Origin of the sequence: Halomonas pelophila (genome assembly GCF_040196315.1) — a bacterium.
Classification (GTDB): Bacteria; Pseudomonadota; Gammaproteobacteria; order Pseudomonadales; family Halomonadaceae; genus Halomonas; species Halomonas pelophila.
Map to the genome: position 1 here is coordinate 19,969 of NZ_JBEGCI010000014.1, position 20,711 is coordinate 40,679.

General features: G+C 70.2%; 20 protein-coding genes. 7 read left to right on the plus strand and 13 right to left on the minus strand.

Annotated features, from left to right (window positions below):
* Positions 1 to 85 precede the first annotated feature (85 nt).
* From ABE957_RS14810 to ABE957_RS14825, 4 genes are all read left to right on the plus strand, one after another.
* Positions 86 to 520 (plus strand): PAS domain-containing protein, encoded by a 435-nt coding sequence (locus ABE957_RS14810; protein WP_349759433.1) that lies wholly within the window; start codon positions 86 to 88, stop codon positions 518 to 520.
* Between the two features lie 218 nt (positions 521 to 738).
* Positions 739 to 942: a PA3496 family putative envelope integrity protein gene (locus tag ABE957_RS14815; RefSeq protein WP_349759434.1), complete on the plus strand. Its 204-nt coding sequence runs from the start codon at positions 739 to 741 to the stop codon at positions 940 to 942.
* A 361-nt stretch (positions 943 to 1,303) separates the two neighbouring features.
* Positions 1,304 to 2,965 carry an energy-dependent translational throttle protein EttA gene (gene ettA / locus ABE957_RS14820; RefSeq protein ID WP_349759435.1) on the plus strand — a complete coding sequence of 554 codons (1,662 nt, stop codon included), beginning with the start codon at positions 1,304 to 1,306 and terminating at the stop codon, positions 2,963 to 2,965.
* A gap of 132 nt (positions 2,966 to 3,097) precedes the next feature.
* Positions 3,098 to 4,435, plus strand: a complete 1,338-nt coding sequence (locus tag ABE957_RS14825; RefSeq protein ID WP_349759436.1) for a DUF2254 domain-containing protein — start codon at positions 3,098 to 3,100, stop codon at positions 4,433 to 4,435.
* 105 nt (positions 4,436 to 4,540) lie between these two features.
* On the opposite strand, the gene ABE957_RS14830 is transcribed toward ABE957_RS14825, so the two are convergent.
* The 13 genes from ABE957_RS14830 to ABE957_RS14890 all read right to left on the minus strand — a co-directional run bounded on the left by ABE957_RS14830 (position 4,541) and on the right by ABE957_RS14890 (position 16,012).
* A complete protein-coding gene (locus tag ABE957_RS14830; RefSeq protein ID WP_349759437.1) occupies positions 4,541 to 4,810 on the minus strand; it encodes a hypothetical protein in 270 nt (89 codons plus the stop codon).
* 268 nt (positions 4,811 to 5,078) lie between these two features.
* Positions 5,079 to 5,996 carry an LpxL/LpxP family Kdo(2)-lipid IV(A) lauroyl/palmitoleoyl acyltransferase gene (gene lpxL / locus ABE957_RS14835; RefSeq protein WP_349759438.1) on the minus strand — a complete coding sequence of 306 codons (918 nt, stop codon included), beginning with the start codon at positions 5,994 to 5,996 and terminating at the stop codon, positions 5,079 to 5,081.
* Between the two features lie 22 nt (positions 5,997 to 6,018).
* Positions 6,019 to 7,122 carry an alanine racemase gene (alr, locus tag ABE957_RS14840; protein WP_349759440.1) on the minus strand — a complete coding sequence of 368 codons (1,104 nt, stop codon included), beginning with the start codon at positions 7,120 to 7,122 and terminating at the stop codon, positions 6,019 to 6,021.
* 227 nt (positions 7,123 to 7,349) lie between these two features.
* The gene (gene rpoS / locus ABE957_RS14845; protein WP_349759441.1) at positions 7,350 to 8,363 is read right to left on the minus strand and encodes an RNA polymerase sigma factor RpoS; all 1,014 of its coding nucleotides are present in this window, start codon (positions 8,361 to 8,363) and stop codon (positions 7,350 to 7,352) included.
* A gap of 126 nt (positions 8,364 to 8,489) precedes the next feature.
* Positions 8,490 to 9,650 (minus strand): peptidoglycan DD-metalloendopeptidase family protein, encoded by a 1,161-nt coding sequence (locus ABE957_RS14850; RefSeq protein WP_349759442.1) that lies wholly within the window; start codon positions 9,648 to 9,650, stop codon positions 8,490 to 8,492.
* Positions 9,643 to 10,653: a DUF368 domain-containing protein gene (locus tag ABE957_RS14855; RefSeq protein ID WP_349759443.1), complete on the minus strand. Its 1,011-nt coding sequence runs from the start codon at positions 10,651 to 10,653 to the stop codon at positions 9,643 to 9,645. Before ABE957_RS14855 ends, ABE957_RS14850 begins: the two co-directional genes overlap by 8 nt.
* Positions 10,654 to 10,684: 31 nt before the next feature.
* Entirely contained in the window at positions 10,685 to 11,353 is a 669-nt protein-coding gene (locus tag ABE957_RS14860) for a protein-L-isoaspartate(D-aspartate) O-methyltransferase (protein WP_349759444.1), read from the minus strand.
* Entirely contained in the window at positions 11,340 to 12,086 is a 747-nt protein-coding gene (gene surE / locus ABE957_RS14865) for a 5'/3'-nucleotidase SurE (protein WP_349759445.1), read from the minus strand. Before surE ends, ABE957_RS14860 begins: the two co-directional genes overlap by 14 nt.
* Positions 12,086 to 13,201, minus strand: a complete 1,116-nt coding sequence (truD, locus tag ABE957_RS14870) for a tRNA pseudouridine(13) synthase TruD (protein ID WP_349759446.1) — start codon at positions 13,199 to 13,201, stop codon at positions 12,086 to 12,088. Before truD ends, surE begins: the two co-directional genes overlap by 1 nt.
* Positions 13,194 to 13,688, minus strand: coding sequence for a 2-C-methyl-D-erythritol 2,4-cyclodiphosphate synthase (gene ispF / locus ABE957_RS14875; protein ID WP_349759515.1), 495 nt, complete (start codon positions 13,686 to 13,688; stop codon positions 13,194 to 13,196). The genes truD and ispF overlap by 8 nt, the downstream gene beginning before the upstream one ends.
* Positions 13,688 to 14,440 carry a 2-C-methyl-D-erythritol 4-phosphate cytidylyltransferase gene (ispD, locus tag ABE957_RS14880; protein ID WP_349759447.1) on the minus strand — a complete coding sequence of 251 codons (753 nt, stop codon included), beginning with the start codon at positions 14,438 to 14,440 and terminating at the stop codon, positions 13,688 to 13,690. The genes ispF and ispD overlap by 1 nt, the downstream gene beginning before the upstream one ends.
* Entirely contained in the window at positions 14,437 to 14,787 is a 351-nt protein-coding gene (ftsB, locus tag ABE957_RS14885; RefSeq protein ID WP_349759448.1) for a cell division protein FtsB, read from the minus strand. Before ftsB ends, ispD begins: the two co-directional genes overlap by 4 nt.
* A gap of 88 nt (positions 14,788 to 14,875) precedes the next feature.
* On the minus strand, positions 14,876 to 16,012 hold the full coding sequence (locus ABE957_RS14890) for a GNAT family N-acetyltransferase (RefSeq protein ID WP_349759449.1): 1,137 nt from the start codon (positions 16,010 to 16,012) through the stop codon (positions 14,876 to 14,878).
* A 118-nt stretch (positions 16,013 to 16,130) separates the two neighbouring features.
* Here ABE957_RS14890 and ABE957_RS14895 point away from each other — a divergent pair, with 118 nt between their 5' ends.
* The 3 genes from ABE957_RS14895 to glk all read left to right on the plus strand — a co-directional run bounded on the left by ABE957_RS14895 (position 16,131) and on the right by glk (position 20,707).
* The gene (locus ABE957_RS14895; protein ID WP_349759450.1) at positions 16,131 to 17,525 is read left to right on the plus strand and encodes a coniferyl aldehyde dehydrogenase; all 1,395 of its coding nucleotides are present in this window, start codon (positions 16,131 to 16,133) and stop codon (positions 17,523 to 17,525) included.
* A 101-nt stretch (positions 17,526 to 17,626) separates the two neighbouring features.
* On the plus strand, positions 17,627 to 19,513 hold the full coding sequence (gene edd / locus ABE957_RS14900) for a phosphogluconate dehydratase (protein ID WP_349759451.1): 1,887 nt from the start codon (positions 17,627 to 17,629) through the stop codon (positions 19,511 to 19,513).
* Positions 19,514 to 19,723: 210 nt separating this feature from the next.
* Positions 19,724 to 20,707, plus strand: coding sequence for a glucokinase (gene glk / locus ABE957_RS14905; protein ID WP_349759452.1), 984 nt, complete (start codon positions 19,724 to 19,726; stop codon positions 20,705 to 20,707).
* The last annotated feature ends 4 nt before the right edge of the window (positions 20,708 to 20,711 follow it).

Sequence of the window (20,711 nt, forward strand, 5' to 3'; positions counted from 1 at the left end):
CGCCGGCTGGCCATGATACTGCTAATATCCCCGCCCCTGCCGACGCCTGGATGCGCGCCGGGGCACCGCGACAGGAAGCCCCTGCATGAAACGATCCCCGCTGATCAGCCCGGAACTGCTGGAACGCATCGTCGATGCCTCTGAGGATGGCATCGTGGTCGCCGAGCAGGAGGGCGACGAGAACATCCTGATCTACGTCAACCAGGGCTTCGAGCGCCTCACCGGCTACAGCGCCGACGAGATCCTCTACCAGGACTGCCGCTTCCTGCAGAACGAGGATCGCGACCAGCCCGGGCTCGACGCCATTCGCCGCGCCATCCAGGAGGGACGCCCCTGCCGCGAGGTGCTGCGCAACTACAGGAAGGACGGCACGCTCTTCTACAACGAGCTCTCCATCACGCCGGTGCACGACGAGGACGACAACCTCAACTACTACATCGGCGTGCAGAAGGACGTGACCGAGCGCGTCGAGGCTCAGCTGGAGCTCGAGCGGCTCAAGGCCGAGCACGGCCTCTCCTGAGCCGCCCCGCGGTCCGCTCCCTCGGGCCGCCCCACGGGCCACCAGGCGCCGGCGAAAAAATCCCGCCCGGGGCTTGCCCTCCTCCCGCCGTGACGATATATAGCCAGCAGGCAATGAGCATTGCCGCTGGCGCTTCAGGTTCCATCTCGGGGACGCGAAGCGATCGATCGCTGTGCCGACGGCTCTCGCCCTCGGCCCGGGCCATGGGAGGACTTCGCATGAGCCATGAACCCCTTCTCGATACCCCCTTCGACGACGACCAGGACTACCTGAGCGCGGTCAACGACGACGCCGTTCACGCGCGCCCCGCGAGTCGCGCCGAGATCCTGCAGGCCCGCCGCCGCGTGGAGGCGCTGATCGAGGAGCGTCGCCTGCGTCGCGCCATCGAGGACGACTGGGCCCTTGAGGAAGAGGAAGAGTAACGCCCTCGCCACGGCCCGGGGCAATTGCAGTTGCATTTGACGAGGAGCGTCGGGGGCAGGTCGAAGAGAAGGTCTTTTGCCAGGGGTGAGGAGGATTCCTCCGAACGGGCTGGCCATGGATGGCCAGCACCGGTCCTGCAAGCGAAGCAGGATGCGAGAGCGCCGCAGGGCAAAAGTAGCGCCCAGGGACGGGTCCACAGCGCCTCCTCGATGGTCCGGCACCCCGGGACCTGTCGACGGATCAGCTCCGAGCGACACTGCTAACGTCGATAGCCCTCGCCGCGGCCCAGGGAGACTGGCCTTTGCCGCCCCCGGGCTCTATCATCGTGGCCACCGAAATCCCCCAACCAAGTGGCTCTACATGGCGCAATACGTCTACACCATGAACCGGGTGGGCAAGGTCGTGCCCCCCAAGAAGCAGATCCTCAAGGATATCTCGCTGTCGTTCTTCCCGGGCGCCAAGATCGGCGTGCTGGGCCTCAACGGCGCCGGCAAGTCGACCCTGCTGCGCATCATGGCCGGCGTCGACACCGAGTTCGAGGGTGAGGCGCGCCCCATGCCGGGCATCAACGTCGGCTATCTGCCCCAGGAACCCCAGCTCGACGACGACAAGAACGTCCGCGAGACCGTGGAGGAGGCCCTGGGCGAGATCAAGGCCGCCCAGGAGCAGCTCGACGCCGTCTACGCCGCCTACGCCGAGCCGGACGCCGACTTCGACGCCCTGGCCGCCGAGCAGGCGCGCCTGGAGAACATCATCGAGGCCTCCGACGCCCACAACCTCGACCGCAAGCTCGAGGTCGCGGCCGAGGCCCTGCGCCTGCCCGCCTGGGAGGCTCGCGTGGGTCACCTCTCCGGGGGCGAGCGTCGCCGCGTGGCGCTGTGCCGCCTGCTGCTCTCCGGTCCCGACATGCTGCTGCTCGACGAGCCGACCAACCACCTGGACGCCGAATCGGTGGCCTGGCTGGAGCGCTTCCTGCACGACTACAGCGGCACCGTGGTGGCCATCACCCACGACCGCTACTTCCTCGACAACGTGGCGGGCTGGATCCTCGAGCTCGACCGCGGCCAGGGCATCCCCTTCGAGGGCAACTACTCGGGCTGGCTGGAAGCCAAGGAGAAGCGCCTCGAGCAGGAGGCCAAGCAGGAGGCCTCCAAGAACAAGGCCATCAAACATGAGCTGGAGTGGGTGCGCAGCAACGCCAAGGGCCGCCAGGCCAAGAGCAAGGCGCGCCTCAACCGCTTCGAGGAGATGCAGTCCGGCGACTTCCAGAAGCGCAACGAGACCAACGAGATCTACATTCCGCCCGGACCGCGCCTGGGTGACAAGGTCATCGAGTTCCACGACGTGGCCAAGGCCTTCGACGGAAAGCTGCTCTACGAGAACCTGTCGTTCAGCATCCCCAAGGGAGGCATCGTCGGCATCGTCGGCGGCAACGGCGCCGGCAAGTCGACGCTGTTCAAGCTGATCACCGGCCAGGAACAGCCCGATAGCGGCGAGGTGGTGATCGGCGAGACCGTCGACATCGCCTACGTTGAGCAGCTGCGCGACGCCCTCGATGACAAGCAGACGGTGTGGGAGTCGGTCTCCGACGGCCAGGACATCCTCAACATCAACGGCTACGAGGTCTCCTCGCGGGCCTACGTGGGTCGCTTCAACTTCAAGGGCAACGACCAGCAGAAGCGCCTGAACGAGCTCTCCGGCGGCGAGCGCGGTCGCCTGCAGCTGGCCCAGACCCTGAAGCAGGGCGCCAACGTGCTGCTCCTCGATGAGCCCTCCAACGACCTGGACATCGAGACCCTGCGCGCCCTCGAGGAGGCGCTGCTGGCCTTCCCCGGCTGCGCCCTGGTGATCTCCCACGACCGCTGGTTCCTCGACCGCATCGCCACGCACATCCTCGCCTTCGAGGGCGAGTCCCACGTGGAGTTCTTCGAGGGCAACTACACCGAGTACGAGGCGGATCACAAGAAGCGCGTCGGCAACGACACGCCGCACCGCATGAAGTACAAGCGCATCGACGCCTGATCGACGCGCGAAGCGAACTCACCGCCCCCTCGCCCACCGGCAGGGGGCGGTTTGCATTGTGGGGAGCGATGGAGGGGTTGCCGCAGGCGCCCTGGCGGGCCATAAGGGGACTCGTCCCGCGAGGAGCCGCCCATGAAGCGCTCGTTGTCCTGGCCCATCCGCCTGTTCAAGGCCTTCCGGCAGAGCATCGCCTACCTGCCCACCCTGCTGGCCGTGACCTACGCCCTCGCGAGCCTCGCCGCCCTGCTGCTGCCGATCTCCGACGAGCGGCTGCCGACCCTGCTCACGCTGCTCGGCCTCGAGGCGCCGGAGAAGACCCAGGCGCTGCTCGCCGCCCTGCTCGGCGGCATGGTCTCGCTGATGGTCTTCAGCTTCTCCATGGTGATGTCGGTGCTCTCCCAGGCCGGCGGGCAGTTCTCCCACAAGCTGGTGTTCGGACTGGTCTCGGAGCGCCCGCACCAGTGGGTGCTGGGCCACTACCTGGGCACCATCCTGTTCATCCTGATGCTGCTGATGGTGCCGGACGTCGCCGAGGGCGAGACGACCTGGCGCTCGCTGGCGATCTACCTGGCCTGCGCCATGGTCATCCACTGCCTGGCGCTGTTCGTCTACTTCATCCACAACGCCTCGCAGTCGATCCAGATCGACGCCGTGGCCACCGACCTCCACCGCACTACGCTTGCCTCCATGCATGCCCTGCAGCGCCGCCAGCAGGGCCAGGAGTGGCGCATCCTCGCCGTCGCCCCGGCGTCGGGCCATGATCGCTATCCCGTGGCCGCCCGCCGCGCCGGCTACCTGCAGAATGCTGATCTCACCGCGCTGGCCGAGCTGGCACGGCGCGCCGACGGCGTGGTGCACCTGCACTTCCGCTTCGGGGACTACGTGGTCGAAGGGCTGCCGATCCTCTCGCTGGAGGCCGCGACAGCCCCAACGGCCGCCTGGTGCGACGAAGTGCGTGACACCCTGGTCTACATGGAGGGCGAGGCGATCACCGAGCATCACGTCTTCGGCATGACACAGCTGATGGAGGTCGCCCTGAAGGCGCTCTCGCCGGGCATCAACGACCCCGGGACAGCCCGGCTCTGCCTGCATCGCCTGACCGACCTGCTTCGCCGGCGCCTGGCGTGGCAACCCTGCGATGCGCTCTTCGATCGCGATGGCACCTGCCGGGTGACCTGGCGGGTGGAGGACTTCGAGAGCCTGCTCTATCGACTCTTCCAGCCCATCCTGCAGCACGGCAGGCAGGAGCTGAGCATCGGCCTGGGCGTGCTCAAGGCCCTGAAGACCCTGTCGCTGTTCGCCGAGCCGGAGGATCTGGCGATCCTCCAAGCCCATGCCGATCGGGTGGTGGAGACGCTCTCACAGGCGGCGCGCCATCCGCTGGACCGCCGCTTCGTCGCGGCGCGCCTGGACGACGGCCTGCACCGGCTCCGGCTGCCGGCCGCCCTGCCCGGACGGCAGGGCGGCTGAGCCACGTCGGGCCGCACGCCCCGGGTGGCCGCCTTCGTGGCCAGGCAACTCGCCCGGTCGCAAGGCAGCGCATGATCCGGCGCCTCGGGTCGTTCGGCGCTCGGATCACTCGTAGTCGGTCAGGCCGTCTCTCATCCGATAGTGCGCTGTCGTCGTGAAGAGCAGCCGGATCGCGCTGCGGCGCTGAGCGGCGGTGGCCGCCGGGTCGGACAGGAACGCAAGGCCGTCCGAGTCGTCGAATCCCGGCCCGCTGCAGGTGATGTCCTGGGGGGCGGACGCGACATCGGGCTCACGATCGGCCTGGGGCGCGGCCCAGGCGGGGGATGCGAGCAGGGATGACGCGAGGCAAACACCGATCAGGGTTGAGCGTGGCATGACGAGACACTCCTCGAGAGAGCACCCGAGCCCGTGGCGTCTCATGTGAGGGGCGCCAGATCAGCAGCCGGGGTGCAGAAAAGGACAAGCACCGTGCGAACGGCCATGATCGTCTGGCGTCGGGGGAGAGGTATCGCGTGCGAAAAGTGGCCCGGTTACACCGCGGCCGAGGTTCCGGGCGCGCTGCCTGTCGGCCGGTGTCGGCGGAGGTGGCGTTGGCCGATTCAGTATAGTCCCTTATCGGCCCGACACCCCGCCAACCGTCGCCTCAGTAGAGCTTCGGCTCCCCGCGCGGGCGGGTCTTGAAGCGCCGGTGCAGCCACAGGTACTGCTCCGGGTGGCGGCGGATCGCCGCCTCGATCACCGCGTTGACGCGGGCGGCATCGGCCACCTCGTCACCGCTGGGGAAGTCCTCGAGGGGCGGCAGGTACTCCAGGGTGTAGGTGCGATCGTCCGGATTGCGATGGAAGATCAGCGGTATCACCGGCGCTCCGGTCATGCGCGCGATGCGGGCGGTCATGCGCACTGTGGCCGCCTCGATGCCAAAGAAGGGCGCGAAGACGCTGGCATCGCGGCCGAAGTCCTGGTCCGGCGAGTACCAGACCGCATGGCCGGCCTTGATCCGACGCACCACGCCGCGCAGGTCGTGACGATCGAGGATCGCATCGAAATACGGGGCCCGGGCGCGCGCCATGAAGCGGTCGAAGAGCGGGTTGTCGTGGGGGCGCTGCACGGCGTCGGCGCGAAAGTAGAGCGCATGCAGGGCGGCCCCCAGGTCGAGGGTCGAGAAGTGCACCCCCAGGATCAAGGCGCCCCGGCCCTGCGCCTGCAGCCGCGCCCTGTGCTCCTGCCCGCGGAAGATCACCCGGTGGCGCAGGTGCTCGTGATCCCGGCACCAGCCGGTGGCCGTCTCGACCAGGCCGATGCCGTTGGCGATGAAGCTCTCCCGGACGAGCGCGGCCTGCTGGTCGGCATCGCGCTCCGGGAAGCACAGCCGGATATTGGTCTCGGTGATGTGCCGGCGGCGCCCGGCCAGGCGCCAGGCGGCCAGGCCGATGGCCTTGCCCACCCAAAGCTTCAGCCGCCAGGGCAGCCAGGCCACGGCGTACATGGCCCCGATGCCGAGCCAGGTGGGCCAGTAGCGCGGATGGGCGAAGGAGGTCTTGGTGGTGTCGTCCGTGGACATGCGGCTTCCCGTGGTGCGGCGATCAGTCCGCCCCATGATAGCGCCTGGGCACCCTCGGCAGCACCCCGGTGAGCAGGGTATAGCTGATGGTGTCGCAGTGGCGGGCCACCTCGTCCACCGACAGCACCTCGCCGTTCGCCGCCCGGCCCCAGAGCACCACCTCGCTGCCGATATCGGCCTCGGGAATCTCGGTGAGATCCACCGTCAGCATGTCCATGGAGACCTTGCCGGCGATCGCGGTGCGTCTTCCCTCCACCAGCACCGGGGTACCGTCGACCGCGTGGCGGTCGTAGCCGTCGCCGTAGCCACAGGCCACCACGCCGATCCGCGAGGGGCGTGACGCCCGCCAGCGGCCGCCATAGCCCACCGGCTCTCCCGCGGCGAGCTCGCGCACGGCGATGATCGCCGAGCGCAGGGTCATCACCGGCGCGAGGCGCAGGCTCGTCGCGTTGGCGGCCTCCAGCGGGTCACTGCCGTAGAGCATCACCCCCGGGCGATTCCAGGCGCCATGCGAGGCGGGCCAGGCCAGGGTAGCGGGCGAGTTGGCCAGGCAGGTGGGGGCACCGAGACGCTCCGCCAGGGCCTCCAGCAGCCCGAGCTGCTGCTCGAAGTAGCCGCTCTCACGGGCATCGGCGGTGGCGAAGTGGCTCATCAGGTGCAGGTCGCAGACGTGCAGCGGCGCCGCGGCGAGGCGCGCCCAGACCGCCTCGGCTTGCTCCGGCGGAAAGCCCAGGCGGTGCATGCCCGAGTCCACCTTGACCCAGACCGGGATGGGGCGGGCGGGACGATAGGCGAGCAGCGCCTCCAGCTGCCAGTCGGCGTGCACCGCCATCCACAGTCCCAGCGCCTCGACGCGCTCGAGCTCGGCGGCCTCGAAGATGCCCTCGAGCAGCACGATGGGGGCGGTGATACCGCCCTCGCGCAGCGTCTCGGCCTCCTCGAGGCAGGCCACGGCGAAAGCCGGCGCCAGGTCCTCGAGGGCGCGAGCACAGGCCAGTGCGCCGTGACCGTAGGCGTCGGCCTTGATCACGGCCACGGCGCGGCTTTCGGGAGCGCGATCACGGGCGAGGCGGTAGTTGTGACGCAGGGCGTCGAGGTCGATGTCGGCAATCAGCGGCCGGGCCATGGTCGGAGTCCTGTCGCGTCGAGTGAGTCGGTCACCAAAGGTGAAGCCACAATTATCCCTCAACGGGCGGGGGAGTTCATGGCAAAAGACGCTGGATAGGGCGTTATGGCAGAGGGTTCACTCCGCCAAAAGGCTTATAGGTAGTTGAATCGACTTACCCAAAACGGCTCGAACCGACTCGTGGCGCTGGCGTGAGGCGGCCCGCGTCGCGCGGGCCGCCTGCGCTCTCACTCGAAGATGGCATCCAGCGAGAGGCCCTGCTTGTCGAGCATGCGGCGCAGCTTCTTCAAGGCCTCCACCTGGATCTGGCGCACCCGCTCGCGGGTCAGGCCGATCTCCTCGCCGACCTGCTCGAGGGTCGCAGCCTCGTGGCCGCGCAGGCCGAAGCGGCGCACCACCACCTCCATCTGCTTCTCGGTGAGCTCGGCCAGCCACTCGTCGACGTGCTGGCGAACGTCGCCGTCGACCAGGGTCGACTCGGGGCCTTGGTCGTTGTCGTCGGCCAGGGTCTCGATCAGCGGCTTGTCGCTCTCGCTGCCCATCGGATAGTCGACGGAGGAAACGCGCTCGTTGAGGCCCATCATCTTCTTGACGGTCTCCACCGGCTTGTCGAGATGCTCGGCGACCTCCTCGGCGGTGGCCTCGTGATCGAGCTTCTGGGTCAGCTCGCGGGCCGCCCGCAGGTAGATGTTGAGCTCCTTGACCACGTGGATCGGCAGCCGGATGGTGCGGGTCTGGTTCATCAGCGCCCGCTCGATGGTCTGGCGGATCCACCAGGTCGCGTAGGTCGAGAAGCGAAAGCCGCGCTCGGGGTCGAACTTCTCGACGGCGCGGATCAGGCCGAGGTTGCCCTCCTCGATGAGGTCGAGCAGGGTGAGGCCGCGATTGAGGTAGCGACGGGCGATCTTCACCACCAGGCGCAGGTTGGATTCGATCATCCGCGAGCGGCCCAGCGGATCGCCCTTGCGGGCCAGTCGCCCGAAGAAGACCTCCTCCTCGGGCGTCAGCAGCGGCGAGAAACCGATCTCGTTGAGATAGATCTGGGTAGCATCGAGGCTCTGCCGGTGGTGGCGGTCCTCGCGACTCAGGGCCTTCTCGAAGGCGTCTTCATCGCCACTCAGCGTCTCCTCTTCCTCCTCGTCGACCTCCTCGCGTTCGTCCTCCGCCTCGACGGTATCTTCGTCCGCCGGGTCGGCGGACGCCAGATTCACATCCTGAAGGTCCCGTTCAAGCATGCTCATCGATTCCTACCCCATGGTTGCGACCGGGCGTCGTGGGTCCATGGCCGGACGATCGACGCACGAGATTATTATTGTTGAATGCCCCGAAGCTTCTGCTTCGGGTGGGCCGCCGCCGACCATCGGGGGTCAGCGCGTCGGCAGATACTCCAGAGGATCCTGAGGCTGGCCGTCCTTGCGCACCTCGAAGTGCAGCCTGACATCCTCGGCATCGCTGTCACCCATGGTGGCGATGACGTCGCCGGCCTCGACCACATCGTTCTCCTCGACGCTCAGGGATTGATTGTGGGCGTAAGCGCTGAGGAACTGGTCGTTGTGCTTGAGCAGGATCAGATTGCCGTAGCCCCTGACGCCGCTGCCCGCGTAGACCACGATCCCCGGCCCGGCTGCCTTGACAGACTGCCCCTTTTGACCAGCGATATCAATGCCGGCGGTGATGCTGCTGCCCTCGCCGAAACGACCGACCACCTCGCCGGGCGCGGGCCACTGCCAGGGGACCTCCTCCACCGGGGTGTAGCGACGCTCGGTGCTCGCCGGAGAGGCGGGCTCGCCGGCGACCGAGGCGCCCTGATCGGCGGTCGCCGGGGCCTCGCCGCCGTTCTCGGAAGATGCCTGGGCGGTCTGCTCGGCACCCTGTCCAGCGCCTTGAGCGGTCTCGGCGGCCTCTGTCTCGGCGGCACCCTCCTGCGCCGCGGCATCCCGCTCGCGCCGCTCGGCCAGGTCGCGCTCGCTCAGCTCGCCATCCGCGCCGGGGCTGTCGTAGCTGTAAACCGGCCCCGGCCCCTGGTCGGCGCCCGAGGCGTCATCAGCGCTCGCATCGGCTGGCCCGTCGCTTGCGCCGTCCTGCTGTGAGCGCTCGGCCGACAGGCGACGGTTGCGCTCGATGGCGCTCTCGTCGGGCATCAGCCAGTCCAGATCCTCGCCGCTGCCCGACGCCTCGCCGCCGAGGCCAGTGGCCACCACACCGCCACCGGTGGCAGCGCCCTGCGCGGTGGCCTGGCCGGACGCCGCGGCACCCTCCCCGTCGCCGCCGAGCGCCAGCGTCTGGCCGGGCTCGATGCGATAGGGCGGACCGATGCGGTTGAGGCGCGCCAGGTCGCGGTAGTCCATGTCATGGCGCCAGGCGATGCCGTAGAGCGTGTCCCCCGCCTCGACGGTGTACTGCGCGGGGCGCGAGTCGGCCCGGGCGGCCGAGAGGTCGCGGACCTGGACCGGCCCGTTCTCGCCCTGCTGGGCGGCACAGCCGGCCAGCGCCAGCGCCAGTCCGGAAATCAGAAATACCTTATGCATCGGAGCCTTCCTCCTTGTCAGCACCTTGTCGGGGTCCGGCGGCCGCCGCGCGGCGGTCTGCCGGGCGCGCGGCCTCGGCGCCGGTGGAGCGGTTGGCCCAGCCGAGCAGCAGCACCAGGGCGGCACCGGCCAGCATCAGCGCGACCACCGCCAGCAGTCGGGCGGGGTCGCCGGTCAGCTCGGCGAAGTCGGCCGGGGTCAGATAGCGATAGTCGAGGGGAATCATCTGGCCCTCGGCACCCAGCTGGTAGCGTACCAGCTCGCGCCACGGCCAGAGTACCGGCAGCGAGCCGATGATGAAGCCGACCAGCAGCTGCAGGGTGGCGGTATGGTGATGGCGCAGCAGCCAGGAGAGCAGCCGCGAGAAGCCGAACAGGCCGATCAGACAGCCCACGCCAAACAGCGCCATCAGCCCCAGATCGAAGCCGCGGATGCCCTCCATCACCGTGCCGTAGAGCCCCATGGTCAGCAGCAGGAAGCTGCCCGACACGCCGGGCAGCAGCAGCGCGCTGATGGCGATGGCACCGCCCACCACCAGCACCAGGTCGGGGTGGCCGAGCTGGGCGACCAGCGGCATCAGCGACGGCAGGCCGTGGGCCAGCAGCAGGCCGACGGCCAGCGGCAGCAGGTGCCACCAGCGCCAGTCGTCCGGATGGCGGCTGACCACCAGGGCGGAGGCGGCCACCAGGCCGAAGAAGAAGCCGTTGAGCAGCAGGGGGTAGTCGTCGATCAGCCAGACGACCAGGTGCGCCACGCTGAACAGGCTCAGCAGGATGCCGGCCAGCAGCGGCAGCAGGAAGGCCAGGTTGAGGTGCACCGCCAGACGCGCGAGCCCCCCCTGCCGCCACGCCACGAAGGCGCCGGGCCCGAACTGCTTGATGGTATGGATCAGCTCTTCGTAGATGCCGGTGACGAAGGCGATGGTGCCGCCGGAGACGCCGGGGACGGCATCGGCGGCCCCCATGCCGGCGCCCCTGAAAAAGATACCGAAATGACGCTTCACAGCCGACTCCTTTCAACGAATGACGCCCTGTTCACCGGATGACGCCTTCCAGCAGGGGCACGAAGCGCACCGGCTCCAGCCGTTCGCTGGCGAAGCCGTCTCCGCGCCGGCGCACGCGAGTCAGCCACTGCTGGCCGTCCGGCTGGGCCAGCGGCGTGATCAGCACTCCCTCCTCGCCGAGCTGGGCGAGCAGTGGTCCGGGCAGCTCGCTGGCGCAGGCGGTCAGCAGGATGACGTCGAAGGGCGCCTTCTCCGACCAGCCGTGGCCGCCATCGGCCAGGCGCAGCCGGGCGTTGGTCGCCTCGAGCAGACGCAGCCGCTCGGCGGCGCGCCGGTGCAGGGCATTGATCCGTTCCACCGACCAGAGTTCCTTGACCAGCCGCGACAGCACCAGGGTCTGGTAGCCGGAACCGGTGCCGACCTCCAGCACCCGGGACGGCGCCTCCTGGATCACCAGCTCCGTCATCCGCGCCACCATCCAGGGCTGGGAGAGGGTCTGGCCGTGGCCGATGGGCAGCGAGGTGTCCTCGTAGGCGCGATGCGACAGGGCCTCGTCGAGGAACAGATGGCGCGGCTCGCGCGCCATGACCTCCAGCACCCGATGGTCGTGCACGCCCTGATCGGCCAGGCGGCGCACCATGCGGTCCCGGGTTCGCTGCGATGTCATGCCGACACCGCGCAGCAGTTCAGATGAGGGCATCCAGCCAATCCTGCACGTCGTCGCGCGCTGCATGCCGGGTCAGATCGGTCTGCAGCGGCGTGATGGAAACATAGCCCGCCTCGACGGCGGCAAAGTCGGTGTCCGGGCCGTCGTCGGCGTTCTCGCCCGCGGCGGCGATCCAGTAGCGCAGCCGGCCGCGGGGATCGCGCACCTCCAGGGGGCGCGCCGCCGGGCCGCGATAGCCCATGCGGGTGACCCGAAAGCCACGCAGCTCGTCCCAGGGCAGGTCCGGCACGTTGACGTTGAGCAAGCTGCGCGGCGGCAGCGAGAGCCGGTCGGCCGCGCCCACCAGGCTCGCCGCCACCCGCCCGGCGGTCTCGAAATGGTGCCGGCCGACCAGCGACATGGCGATGGCCGCCGTGCCCAGGTTGCGCCCCTCCATGGCGGCCGCCACGGTGCCGGAGTAGAGCACGTCGTCACCCAGGTTGCCACCGTGATTGATGCCCGAGATCACGAGGTCGGGGCGCTCGTCCCAGACGCCGTTGACGCCCAGGTAGACGCAGTCCGCCGGGGTGCCATCGACGCTGTAGAAGCCGTTGTCGAGCGACGACAGCGCCAGCGGCCGGCTCAGGGTGAGCGAGTTGCTCGCCCCGCTCTTGTCGCGATCGGGCGCCACCACCCGCAGCTTGGCATGGGCCAGCAGGGCGTCGTAGAGGGCGCGAAGCCCCGGGGCGTGGACGCCGTCGTCATTGGAAAGCAGCAGTCGGCGCATCAGGAACTCCTGTCGGGGGACGCGGGGTCGAGGGTGGGATGGGCGATCAGCTCGCGCAGCACGGCCGTGGCGAAGGCGCCGCGGGGCAGGCTGAACGAGAGCCACAGGGCGTCGTCGCCGCGGGTCAGTTCCGCATCGCCGAGGCGCAGCCGCAGGGCCCGACGGGCCAGGCGCACGCCGGCCCGCTCGAGCCCGCCACAGAGGCCCGGGTAGCGCGCGACCACGGCGGCCTCGTGGGCGCCCGCCTCGCCGGCGGCGCGGGAGTCGCCGACGCCCCACAGGGCGCCGGCAGGATGCAGGTCGAGCCGCGCGGCGCGCTCACTAAGCTCGGCGAGCGCCTCGGGATCGTCCGGCGCAACGCCGAACTGGCTGGCGCTGCCGTCGAGCATCACCACCTCGCCCGGCAGCGGCGTCGCCCAGCTGCCGTCGCGGATGCGCGCGGCGAGCAGCTCGTTGAACAGGAAGCTGCGCGCCGCCGAGAGCAGCATGCCGTCGCGGTCGTCGCGCTTGCGCCAGCCGCGCGCCAGCACGGCGCGGGCGCGCTGCAGGTTGCGGCCATGAGTGCCGAAGCGCTGAGGCCCAAAGTAGTTGGCGACCCCCTCGCGGCACAGCCGCTCCCAACGCGCCGCGAACCCGGCATCCGTCATCGCCGCCCCGGTGAGGCGCAGCGCAAAGCGATTGGCGCGGTGCACGCCGCGCTTGAGCTTGCGAGGATGGCGGGCCTGCTCGAGCACCCGGATGCCGCGCTCGGCAAGCTGCTCGACAAGCCCCTCGGGGGCCTCACGGCCCGGCAGCTGCACCGAGAGCCACTGGCGCGTCACGGCCACGCGATCCTTCATGCCGGCATAGCCGACCACCCTGGGTGAGACCTCGCAGAGCCTCGCCAGCTCGCGCGCCACCATGGCGGTGGTCAGGTCGCGCTTCTCGATGTAGAGCCAGAGGTGCTCACCCTCGCCCTCGGGGGCGAAGTCGAGGAGCTCCTCGACCCGGAAGTCCTCAGGCGCGGCGCGGTAATCGCCGGCCGGCGGCGGGCCGAAGGCGTCGTCCAGCACCCGCGGCCAGGCCGGCGGCCAGTCGATGGCATCCTCGGGGCGTGTTGAGGCGGACTCACTCATCGACCGCCTCCCGGTCGCGGCGCATCAGCAGCACCACCGCCTCGGCGGCGATGCCCTCGCCGCGGCCGGTGAAGCCGAGCCGCTCGGTGGTGGTGGCCTTGACGTTGATCGCGGCGACCGCGACGCCGAGGTCCTCGGCGATGCGCTCGGCCATGCCGGCGACGTGGGGGGCGAGCTTCGGCGCCTGGGCGAGCACCGTGGCGTCCAGGTTGCCGACCCGGTAGCCGGCCTCGGCGACCAGCCCAGCGACATGGCGGAGCAGCGCCCGGCTGTCGGCCCCGGCCCAGGCCGGGTCGGTATCGGGGAAGTGGCGACCGATGTCGCCGTGGCCGCAGGCGCCGAGCAGGGCATCGCAGATCGCGTGCAGCAGCACGTCGCCGTCGGAGTGCGCCACGAAGCCGTGGTCGAAGGGGATGGCGACGCCGCCGATCATCAGGTGATCGCCCTCGCCGAAGCGGTGGACGTCGAAGCCATGGCCGATTCGCATCATGCGCTGTTCGCCCCCGTCGGGGGCGCCTCGGGTGTCGAGGAGGCAGCCTGGCCGGCCTGCTGCTGGGCGGACAGCACCAGCTCGGCCAGGGCCAGGTCCTCGGGATGAGTGATCTTCAGATTGTCGCGACGCCCGGCCACCAGCCGCGGCGACCGCCCGACGGCCTCCACCGCCGAGGCCTCGTCCGTGACGTGAACGTCCCGCGCAAGGGCCTCATGAAGGGCGCGACGCAGCAGGCCGAAGCGAAAGCCCTGGGGGGTGAGGGCGTGCCAGAGCCCCTCGCGGGACTCGGTGGTGGCCACCCGCCCGGCGCCGTCGTCGCGCTTCATGGTATCGGCGACCGGCGCGGCCAGAAGCCCGCCCACGGGATCATCGGCCAGGGCGGTGACCAGCCGCGACAGGTCGTCGACGGTGACGCAGGGCCGGGCCACGTCGTGGACCAGCACCAGGTCGTCGTCCGCGGCGTCCGGGGCGATGGCCGCCAGGGCGGCGATCACCGAGTCGACCCGCTCGGCGCCGCCGGGGGCTCGCCGCCAGTCGGCGAAGGGCACCCAGGCGGGGTCGAAATACGGGTCCTCCGGATCCAGGCAGAGGCAGAGCCGCGCCGCGGGCAGCGCTGCGTGCAGCCGCTCCAGGGTGCAGGCCAGCACCGGGCGGCCGGCCAGCGGCAGATACTGCTTGGGGCGGTCGGCGCCCATCCGGCGCCCCTGCCCCGCCGCGGGCACCACCAGCCACAGCCGGGTACTCATGGGCGCGCCTCCGCGCCCGGGGCCGGCAGGCCGATCAGCCCGGCGTTGATCTCGAGGCCGCTGGCGTCCACCGCGACGCCGGGCACCCAAAAGAACTGTTCGTCGGTGCGCACCATGCCGATATCGCTGCGCGCCCGCTCCTCGATGGCATCCAGCCCGGTCTTGAGGTCCACGACCTCGGCGGCGAGCCGCGCATTGCGATCACGCAGCGGCTTATTCTCGGCCTCCAGGACGTCGACGCGCTGGCGCACCTCGCGAAGCTCGCGGATGCCGCCCTCGCCGAGCCACAGACGGAACTGCAGCAGGGCGATGAGCAGGGTGAGCACGATGGCCAGCCACTTCAACATGCAGGGGATTCCGTCACGAGGGATTCGATGGCGGCATTATGCCAGTTTCATCGTCCATCGGCAGGGCCATGGACGCGACGCCGCGGCATCAATCGCGGCGAAACGGCAGCGCCGCCTCGGCCGCATCGACGTAGGCCTCGACGTGGCGGCGCTCCTCGGCGCAGAAGCGCGCGACGCCGTCGCGCAGACGCGCGTCGGCGATGTGGTGCAGTGAGGTGAGCCGACGCGGCGCGAAGCCCCGGGCGAGCTTGTGCTCGCCCTGGGTGCCGGGATCGAAGAGAGTCAGCCCCCGCGCGAGGCAGTGCTCGATGCCTTGGTAGTAGCAGGCCTCGAAGTGCAGGCAGTCGGCGGCCACCTCGCTGCCCCAGTAGCGCCCGTAAAGGGTGCGCGTGCCCTGCAGGCAGAGCGCGGCGGCCACCGGCTGGCCCTCGAGACGCGCCTGGATAAGCAGCAGCGACTCGGGCAGGGTGCGGCGCAGGCGCTCGAAGAAATCGAGGCCGAGATAGCCGTGGCGGCCACGCTCCAGGTAGGTGATCTCGTAGCAGCGAAAGAAGTGTGCCATGGCCGCTGCGTCGATGGCCTCCCCCTCCAGGCGGTGCAGGGTGAGGCCCTGCTCGGCCACCAGGCGCCGCTCGCGCCGGATCGTCTTGCGCCGCTTGGCGGTCAGCGCGGCGAGAAAGCCCTCGAAGTCGCCATAGCCGCCATCCTGCCACTGGAACTGCACTCCCCGGCGGGCCAGCAGGTCGGGGCGCGCCTCCCGCCAGGCCGCTACCTCGTCCGACTCGGCAAACAGCAGGTGCCAGCTCGAGAGATCCCCTGCCTCCCAGGCCCGGGCCAGCAGCCGACGCGCGGCCAGGGAGTCGACATGGGGCGCCAGGGCCAGGCGCGGTCCCGGCGCCGGGGTGAAGGGAATCGCCGAGAGCCCCTTGGGGTAGTAGTCGCCGCCGACGCGCTCCCAGGCCTCGGCCCAGCTCCAGTCGAAGACGTACTCCCCGTAGGAGTGAAGCTTGTGATAATGGGGCAGGATCCCGACCAGCGCCTCACCCTGCCAGAGGGTCAGGTGGCGCGGCACCCAACCGGTGGCAGGGCTCGCCGCGCCGCTGGCTTCCAGGGCATGCAGGAACTCGTGGCGCAGGAAGGGGTGATCGTCATCGACCAGGGCGTTCCAGCGCGCCGCCGGCACCGCCTCGATGGCGGACGATTCGCTCAGGACCAGTTCCGGCATGAGGCCTCCCGGGAAAGAGGGGCCGACGGCTGACAAGCCACCGGCATTGTGCCTACATTGTGCGCAGACCCACCCCCCGATGCCACCACTCACCGCCATCACTGACAGGGAGACGCGCATGGCCGACGCCCGCGCACCGCAGGCGCGCCTGGAACAGCAGCGCCACGCCTTCACCGCCGAGCCCTACCCCTCGGCAGCGGTTCGACGTGACCGCCTCCAGCGGCTTTCGACCATGACCCGCCACCATCGTGACGAGATCGTTCGCGCGATCCGCCAGGACTTCGGTCATCGCGCCGAGGCCGAGACGCGCCTGGCGGAGATCGCCACCCTGCTGCAGGCCGTGCGCCATGCCCGCCGCCGCCTCAGGCGCTGGATGAAGCCCGACAGGACGGCCGTGCCCTGGCGCCTGACGCCCGCCCGAGCGCGCGTGCACCGCCAGCCGCTGGGCGTGGTGGGCATCATCGCCCCGGCCAACTATCCCTGGCAGCTGGCGCTGCTGCCGGCGGTGGACGCCCTGGCCGCCGGCAACCGGGTGATGATCAAGCCCAGCGAGCACGCCCCCACCACCGGTGCGCTGATGGCACGACTGGCGGCGCGCTACTTCGACCCCGAGGAGCTGACAGTGGTCGAGGGCGACGCCGAGGTCGGTCGCGCCTTCTCCGCCCTGCCCTTCGACCACCTGCTCTTCACCGGCCCCGCCTCGATCGGGCGGCAGGTGGCGAGCGTCGCCGCCGACCACCTGACGCCGGTCACCCTGGAGCTCGGCGGCAAGACGCCGGCCATCGTTGCCGATGACGCCGACCTGACCCACGCCGCCCGGCGCATCGCCTTCGGCAAGTGGCTCAACGCCGGCCAGACCTGCATCGCCCCGGACCACGTGCTGATCGATGCCGCGCGACTGCCGGCCTTCATCGAGGCGCTGGGCGAGGCGATCACGGCGTTCTATCCCAAGGGCACGGCGAGCGACGACTATTCGGCGGTGCCCGGCGACGCGGCGCGCGCCCGGCTCGAGGGCATGCTCACCGAGGCCCGCGACCACGGCTGCCGGGTGATGGAGTTCGGCGAGCGCCTGGAGTTCACCCACGGCGTGAAGCTGCCGCCGACCCTGGTGATCGACCCCACCGCGAGCCTTTCGATCATGCGCGAGGAGATCTTCGGCCCCTGGCTGCCGGTGATCGGCCTGCGCGACTTCGATGCCGCCCTGGCCCGGGTCGCCGAGGGCCCGCGTCCACTGGCGCTCTACGCCTTCACCGACGATCCGGCGCGGCGCCGACGACTGATGGAGGAGACCCACTCCGGCGGCGTGGTCTTCAACGACACCCTGTGGCATAGCGCCGTGCCAGGCCTGCCCTTCGGCGGCGTGGGCGAGAGCGGCATGGGCGCCTACCACGGCGAGGCCGGCTTCCTGCGCTTCAGCCACCAGCGCAGCGTCTTCATCCAGTCGCGGCATAGCGCCATCGGGCTGCTGAACCCGCCCCATCGGCGCTGGCTGCTCAGGCTGCTGGGGCTATGAGGTAGGAAAACCACAATATTGCCGGCACAGGGGCCAGGCTGGGCAGTATATCGCCGCCATCATTGGTAAACTTACCAAAATCAATACAGCCGAGGTGTACCATGGCCAGCGCAACCCCCGCCCTCAACGCCACCGTCGCCGACGTTACCCGCCGCATCCGCGAACGCTCCGCCGAGCGCCGGGCGCTCTACGAGGCGCGCATGGCCGACCAGCATCGCCGCGGCGTGCATCGCGGCGAGCTCTCCTGCGGCAACCTGGCCCACGGCTTCGCCGCCTGCGGCGCCGAGGACAAGGATGCCCTGAAGCTGATGAACGCGGCCAACCTGGGCATCATCTCGGCCTACAACGACATGCTCTCGGCCCACCAGCCGCTCGAGACCTTCCCCGAGACCATCAAGGCCGCGGCGCGCGCCATGGGCGGGACCGCCCAGTTCGCCGGCGGCGTGCCCGCCATGTGCGACGGCGTTACCCAGGGCCAGCCGGGCATGGAGCTGTCGCTGTTCTCCCGGGACGTGATCGCCATGGCCACCGCCGTGGGGCTCTCCCACAACATGTTCGACGCCGCGCTGTATCTCGGCGTGTGCGACAAGATCGTGCCGGGGCTGTTCATCGCCGCGGCGCGCTTCGGTCACCTGCCGGCCATGTTCGTGCCCGCCGGTCCCATGCCGAGCGGCCTGCCCAACAAGGAGAAGGCGCGCATCCGCCAGCTCTTCGCCGAGGGCAAGGCGAGCCGCGAGGACCTGCTGGAGGCCGAATCCGCCTCCTACCACAGCCCCGGCACCTGCACCTTCTACGGCACCGCCAACTCCAACCAGCTGATGATGGAGATGATGGGGCTCCACCTGCCCGGCACTTCCTTCGTCAACCCGGGCACAGAGATGCGCGAGGTGCTGACTCGCTTCGCCACCGAGCAGGCGATCCGCAACACCGAGCCCGGCGGCACCTATCGCCCCTTCTACCGACAGATCGACGAGCGCGCCATCGTCAACGCCGTGGTGGGCCTGCTGGCATCCGGCGGCTCCACCAACCACACCCTTCATCTGATCGCCATGGCCGCCGCGGCGGGTATCACCCTGACCTGGGACGACTTCACCGAGCTCTCCGCGGTGACGCCGAGCCTGATGCGGGTCTATCCCAACGGCCAGGCGGACATCAACCACTTCCAGGCCGCCGGCGGCATGAGCTACCTGTTCCGCGAGCTGATCGGCGCCGGCCTGATCCATGCCGATCTCCCCACGGTGTTCGGCACCGACCTCACCGCCTACACCCGGGAACCCTTCCTCGAGGAGGGCCGGCTCGCCTGGCGCGAGGGCCCCGTCGAGAGCCTCGATACCGAGGTGCTGCGCGGCGTCGATGATCCCTTCGCCCCCACCGGCGGGCTCACCGTGCTCGACGGCAATCTGGGGCGCGGGGTGATCAAGGTCTCGGCGGTGGCGCCCGAGCACCGCCTGGTCGAGGCCCCGGTCCGGCTCTTCGAGGATCAGAACGACCTGAAGGCGGCCTTCGAGGCCGGCGAGCTCGATCGCGACGTGATCGCCGTGGTGCGCTTCCAGGGCCCCAAGGCCAACGGCATGCCGGAGCTGCACAAGCTGACCCCCTACCTCGGCGTGTTGCAGGATCGCGGCTACCGGGTGGCTCTCGTCACCGACGGACGCATGTCGGGCGCCTCCGGCAAGGTGCCGGCGGCCATCCACATGAGCCCCGAGGCGCTGGACGGCGGCCCGCTGGCGAAGCTCAGAGACGGCGACGTCGTGCGCCTGGACGCCGACAGCGGCCGCCTCGAGGTCAAGCTCGACGCTCAGGCGTGGGCCGCGCGCGAGCGGCGCGTCGGCGAGCTGGCTTCCCATCATGTGGGGCTCGGTCGCGAGCTGTTCGCCGGCTTTCGCCACCTGGCGATGCGCGGCGAGCAGGGCGCCTCGGTGTTCGGCGGCTTCGAGGCCGACGACCTGGCCCACCAGGCCGGCCAGATCCACGACGAGGACGCCTGAGGGAGCTGTGAACTCCCAAGTTTGAGGGCTTTCCGGCGACAAGCCCCGGGGTGCCGGACCATCACGAGGGCGCTGTGAACCCATCCTTGGGCGCTACCTTTGCCATCCATGGCAAAGGACCCTCGCTTCGCCTTGCCCCCGGCGTCCATGGCAGGCATGGCATGATGCCTAAGGCTGGATCAGCCCCAAATGCATACTCGAGGCGACGCCATGACACGACCGGCCCTGATCGGTGATATCGGCGGCACCCACGCCCGCTTCGCGCTGGTGACGCCGGGCGCCGTGGCTCCCCGCGAGATCCAGAGCCTGCCCTGTGCCGACTATCCCGGCCCGGTCGAGGCGATCCGCGACTACCTGGCGCGGGTCGGCGCCGTCGGCGACACCCCCCCGCATGAGGCCTGCCTGGCCGTCGCCGGCCCGGTCGACGGCGAACGAATCACCCTGACCAACGCCCCCTGGAATTTCACCCGGGCCGAGGTCCAGCAGGCCCTCAGCCTGCAGCGGTTCAAGGTCATCAACGACTTCATCGCCCAGGCGCTGGGCGTGCCCCACGTGGCCAAGGCGCAACGCCTCACCCTCCAGGTCGGCGAGGCCGCACCCGACGCCGCCCAGCTGGTGATCGGCCCCGGCACCGGCCTCGGCATGGCAGGGCTCCTGCCCGGATGCCGGCTCGACGGGCGCCGGCGCTGGATCCCGCTGCCCACCGAGGGCGGCCACGCGGCCTTCGCCCCCACCGATGACCGCGAGCGGGCGCTGCTGGACCACTTCCGCCAGCGCTACGGCCGCGTCTCGGTGGAGCGCCTGCTCTCCGGGCCGGGGCTTCTGGAACTCTATCTCGCCCACTGCGCCCTGGCGGGCATCGCCCCGCGCTGCCAGTCGCCCGCCGAGGTCACCGCGGCGGGCGGCAGCGGCGACGACGAGGCCCGTGATACCCTGCTGCGTTTTCTGAAGATCCTCGGCGACGTCAGCGGCGATGCCGCACTGACCCTGGGGGCCCGCGGGGGCGTCACCCTGTGCGGCGGCATCCTGCCCCGCCTGCTCGCGTGGCTGCCCCGGAGCCGCTTCCTCGAGGCCTTCGCCGCCAAGGGGCGCATGGCCGCCTACGCCGGCCGGATCCCCGTCCAGGTGGTGACCGACCCCTGGACGGGCCTGCTGGGCGCCGCCGAGGCCCTGCACAATCCAGAGGTCGAATGACCAT

Excerpts from the sequence above, each read along its gene's own strand:
- ABE957_RS14810 (WP_349759433.1), top strand. The coding sequence starts at position 86 with ATGAAACGATCCCCGCTGATCAGCCCGGAACTGCTGGAACGCATCGTC.
- ABE957_RS14815 (WP_349759434.1), top strand. The coding sequence starts at position 739 with ATGAGCCATGAACCCCTTCTCGATACCCCCTTCGACGACGACCAGGAC.
- ettA (WP_349759435.1), top strand. The coding sequence starts at position 1,304 with ATGGCGCAATACGTCTACACCATGAACCGGGTGGGCAAGGTCGTGCCC.
- ABE957_RS14825 (WP_349759436.1), top strand. The coding sequence starts at position 3,098 with ATGAAGCGCTCGTTGTCCTGGCCCATCCGCCTGTTCAAGGCCTTCCGG.
- ABE957_RS14830 (WP_349759437.1), bottom strand. The coding sequence starts at position 4,810 with ATGCCACGCTCAACCCTGATCGGTGTTTGCCTCGCGTCATCCCTGCTC.
- lpxL (WP_349759438.1), bottom strand. The coding sequence starts at position 5,996 with ATGTCCACGGACGACACCACCAAGACCTCCTTCGCCCATCCGCGCTAC.
- alr (WP_349759440.1), bottom strand. The coding sequence starts at position 7,122 with ATGGCCCGGCCGCTGATTGCCGACATCGACCTCGACGCCCTGCGTCAC.
- rpoS (WP_349759441.1), bottom strand. The coding sequence starts at position 8,363 with ATGAGCATGCTTGAACGGGACCTTCAGGATGTGAATCTGGCGTCCGCC.
- ABE957_RS14850 (WP_349759442.1), bottom strand. The coding sequence starts at position 9,650 with ATGCATAAGGTATTTCTGATTTCCGGACTGGCGCTGGCGCTGGCCGGC.
- ABE957_RS14860 (WP_349759444.1), bottom strand. The coding sequence starts at position 11,353 with ATGCCCTCATCTGAACTGCTGCGCGGTGTCGGCATGACATCGCAGCGA.
- surE (WP_349759445.1), bottom strand. The coding sequence starts at position 12,086 with ATGCGCCGACTGCTGCTTTCCAATGACGACGGCGTCCACGCCCCGGGG.
- truD (WP_349759446.1), bottom strand. The coding sequence starts at position 13,201 with ATGAGTGAGTCCGCCTCAACACGCCCCGAGGATGCCATCGACTGGCCG.
- ispF (WP_349759515.1), bottom strand. The coding sequence starts at position 13,688 with ATGCGAATCGGCCATGGCTTCGACGTCCACCGCTTCGGCGAGGGCGAT.
- ispD (WP_349759447.1), bottom strand. The coding sequence starts at position 14,440 with ATGAGTACCCGGCTGTGGCTGGTGGTGCCCGCGGCGGGGCAGGGGCGC.
- ftsB (WP_349759448.1), bottom strand. The coding sequence starts at position 14,787 with ATGTTGAAGTGGCTGGCCATCGTGCTCACCCTGCTCATCGCCCTGCTG.
- ABE957_RS14890 (WP_349759449.1), bottom strand. The coding sequence starts at position 16,012 with ATGCCGGAACTGGTCCTGAGCGAATCGTCCGCCATCGAGGCGGTGCCG.
- ABE957_RS14895 (WP_349759450.1), top strand. The coding sequence starts at position 16,131 with ATGGCCGACGCCCGCGCACCGCAGGCGCGCCTGGAACAGCAGCGCCAC.
- edd (WP_349759451.1), top strand. The coding sequence starts at position 17,627 with ATGGCCAGCGCAACCCCCGCCCTCAACGCCACCGTCGCCGACGTTACC.
- glk (WP_349759452.1), top strand. The coding sequence starts at position 19,724 with ATGACACGACCGGCCCTGATCGGTGATATCGGCGGCACCCACGCCCGC.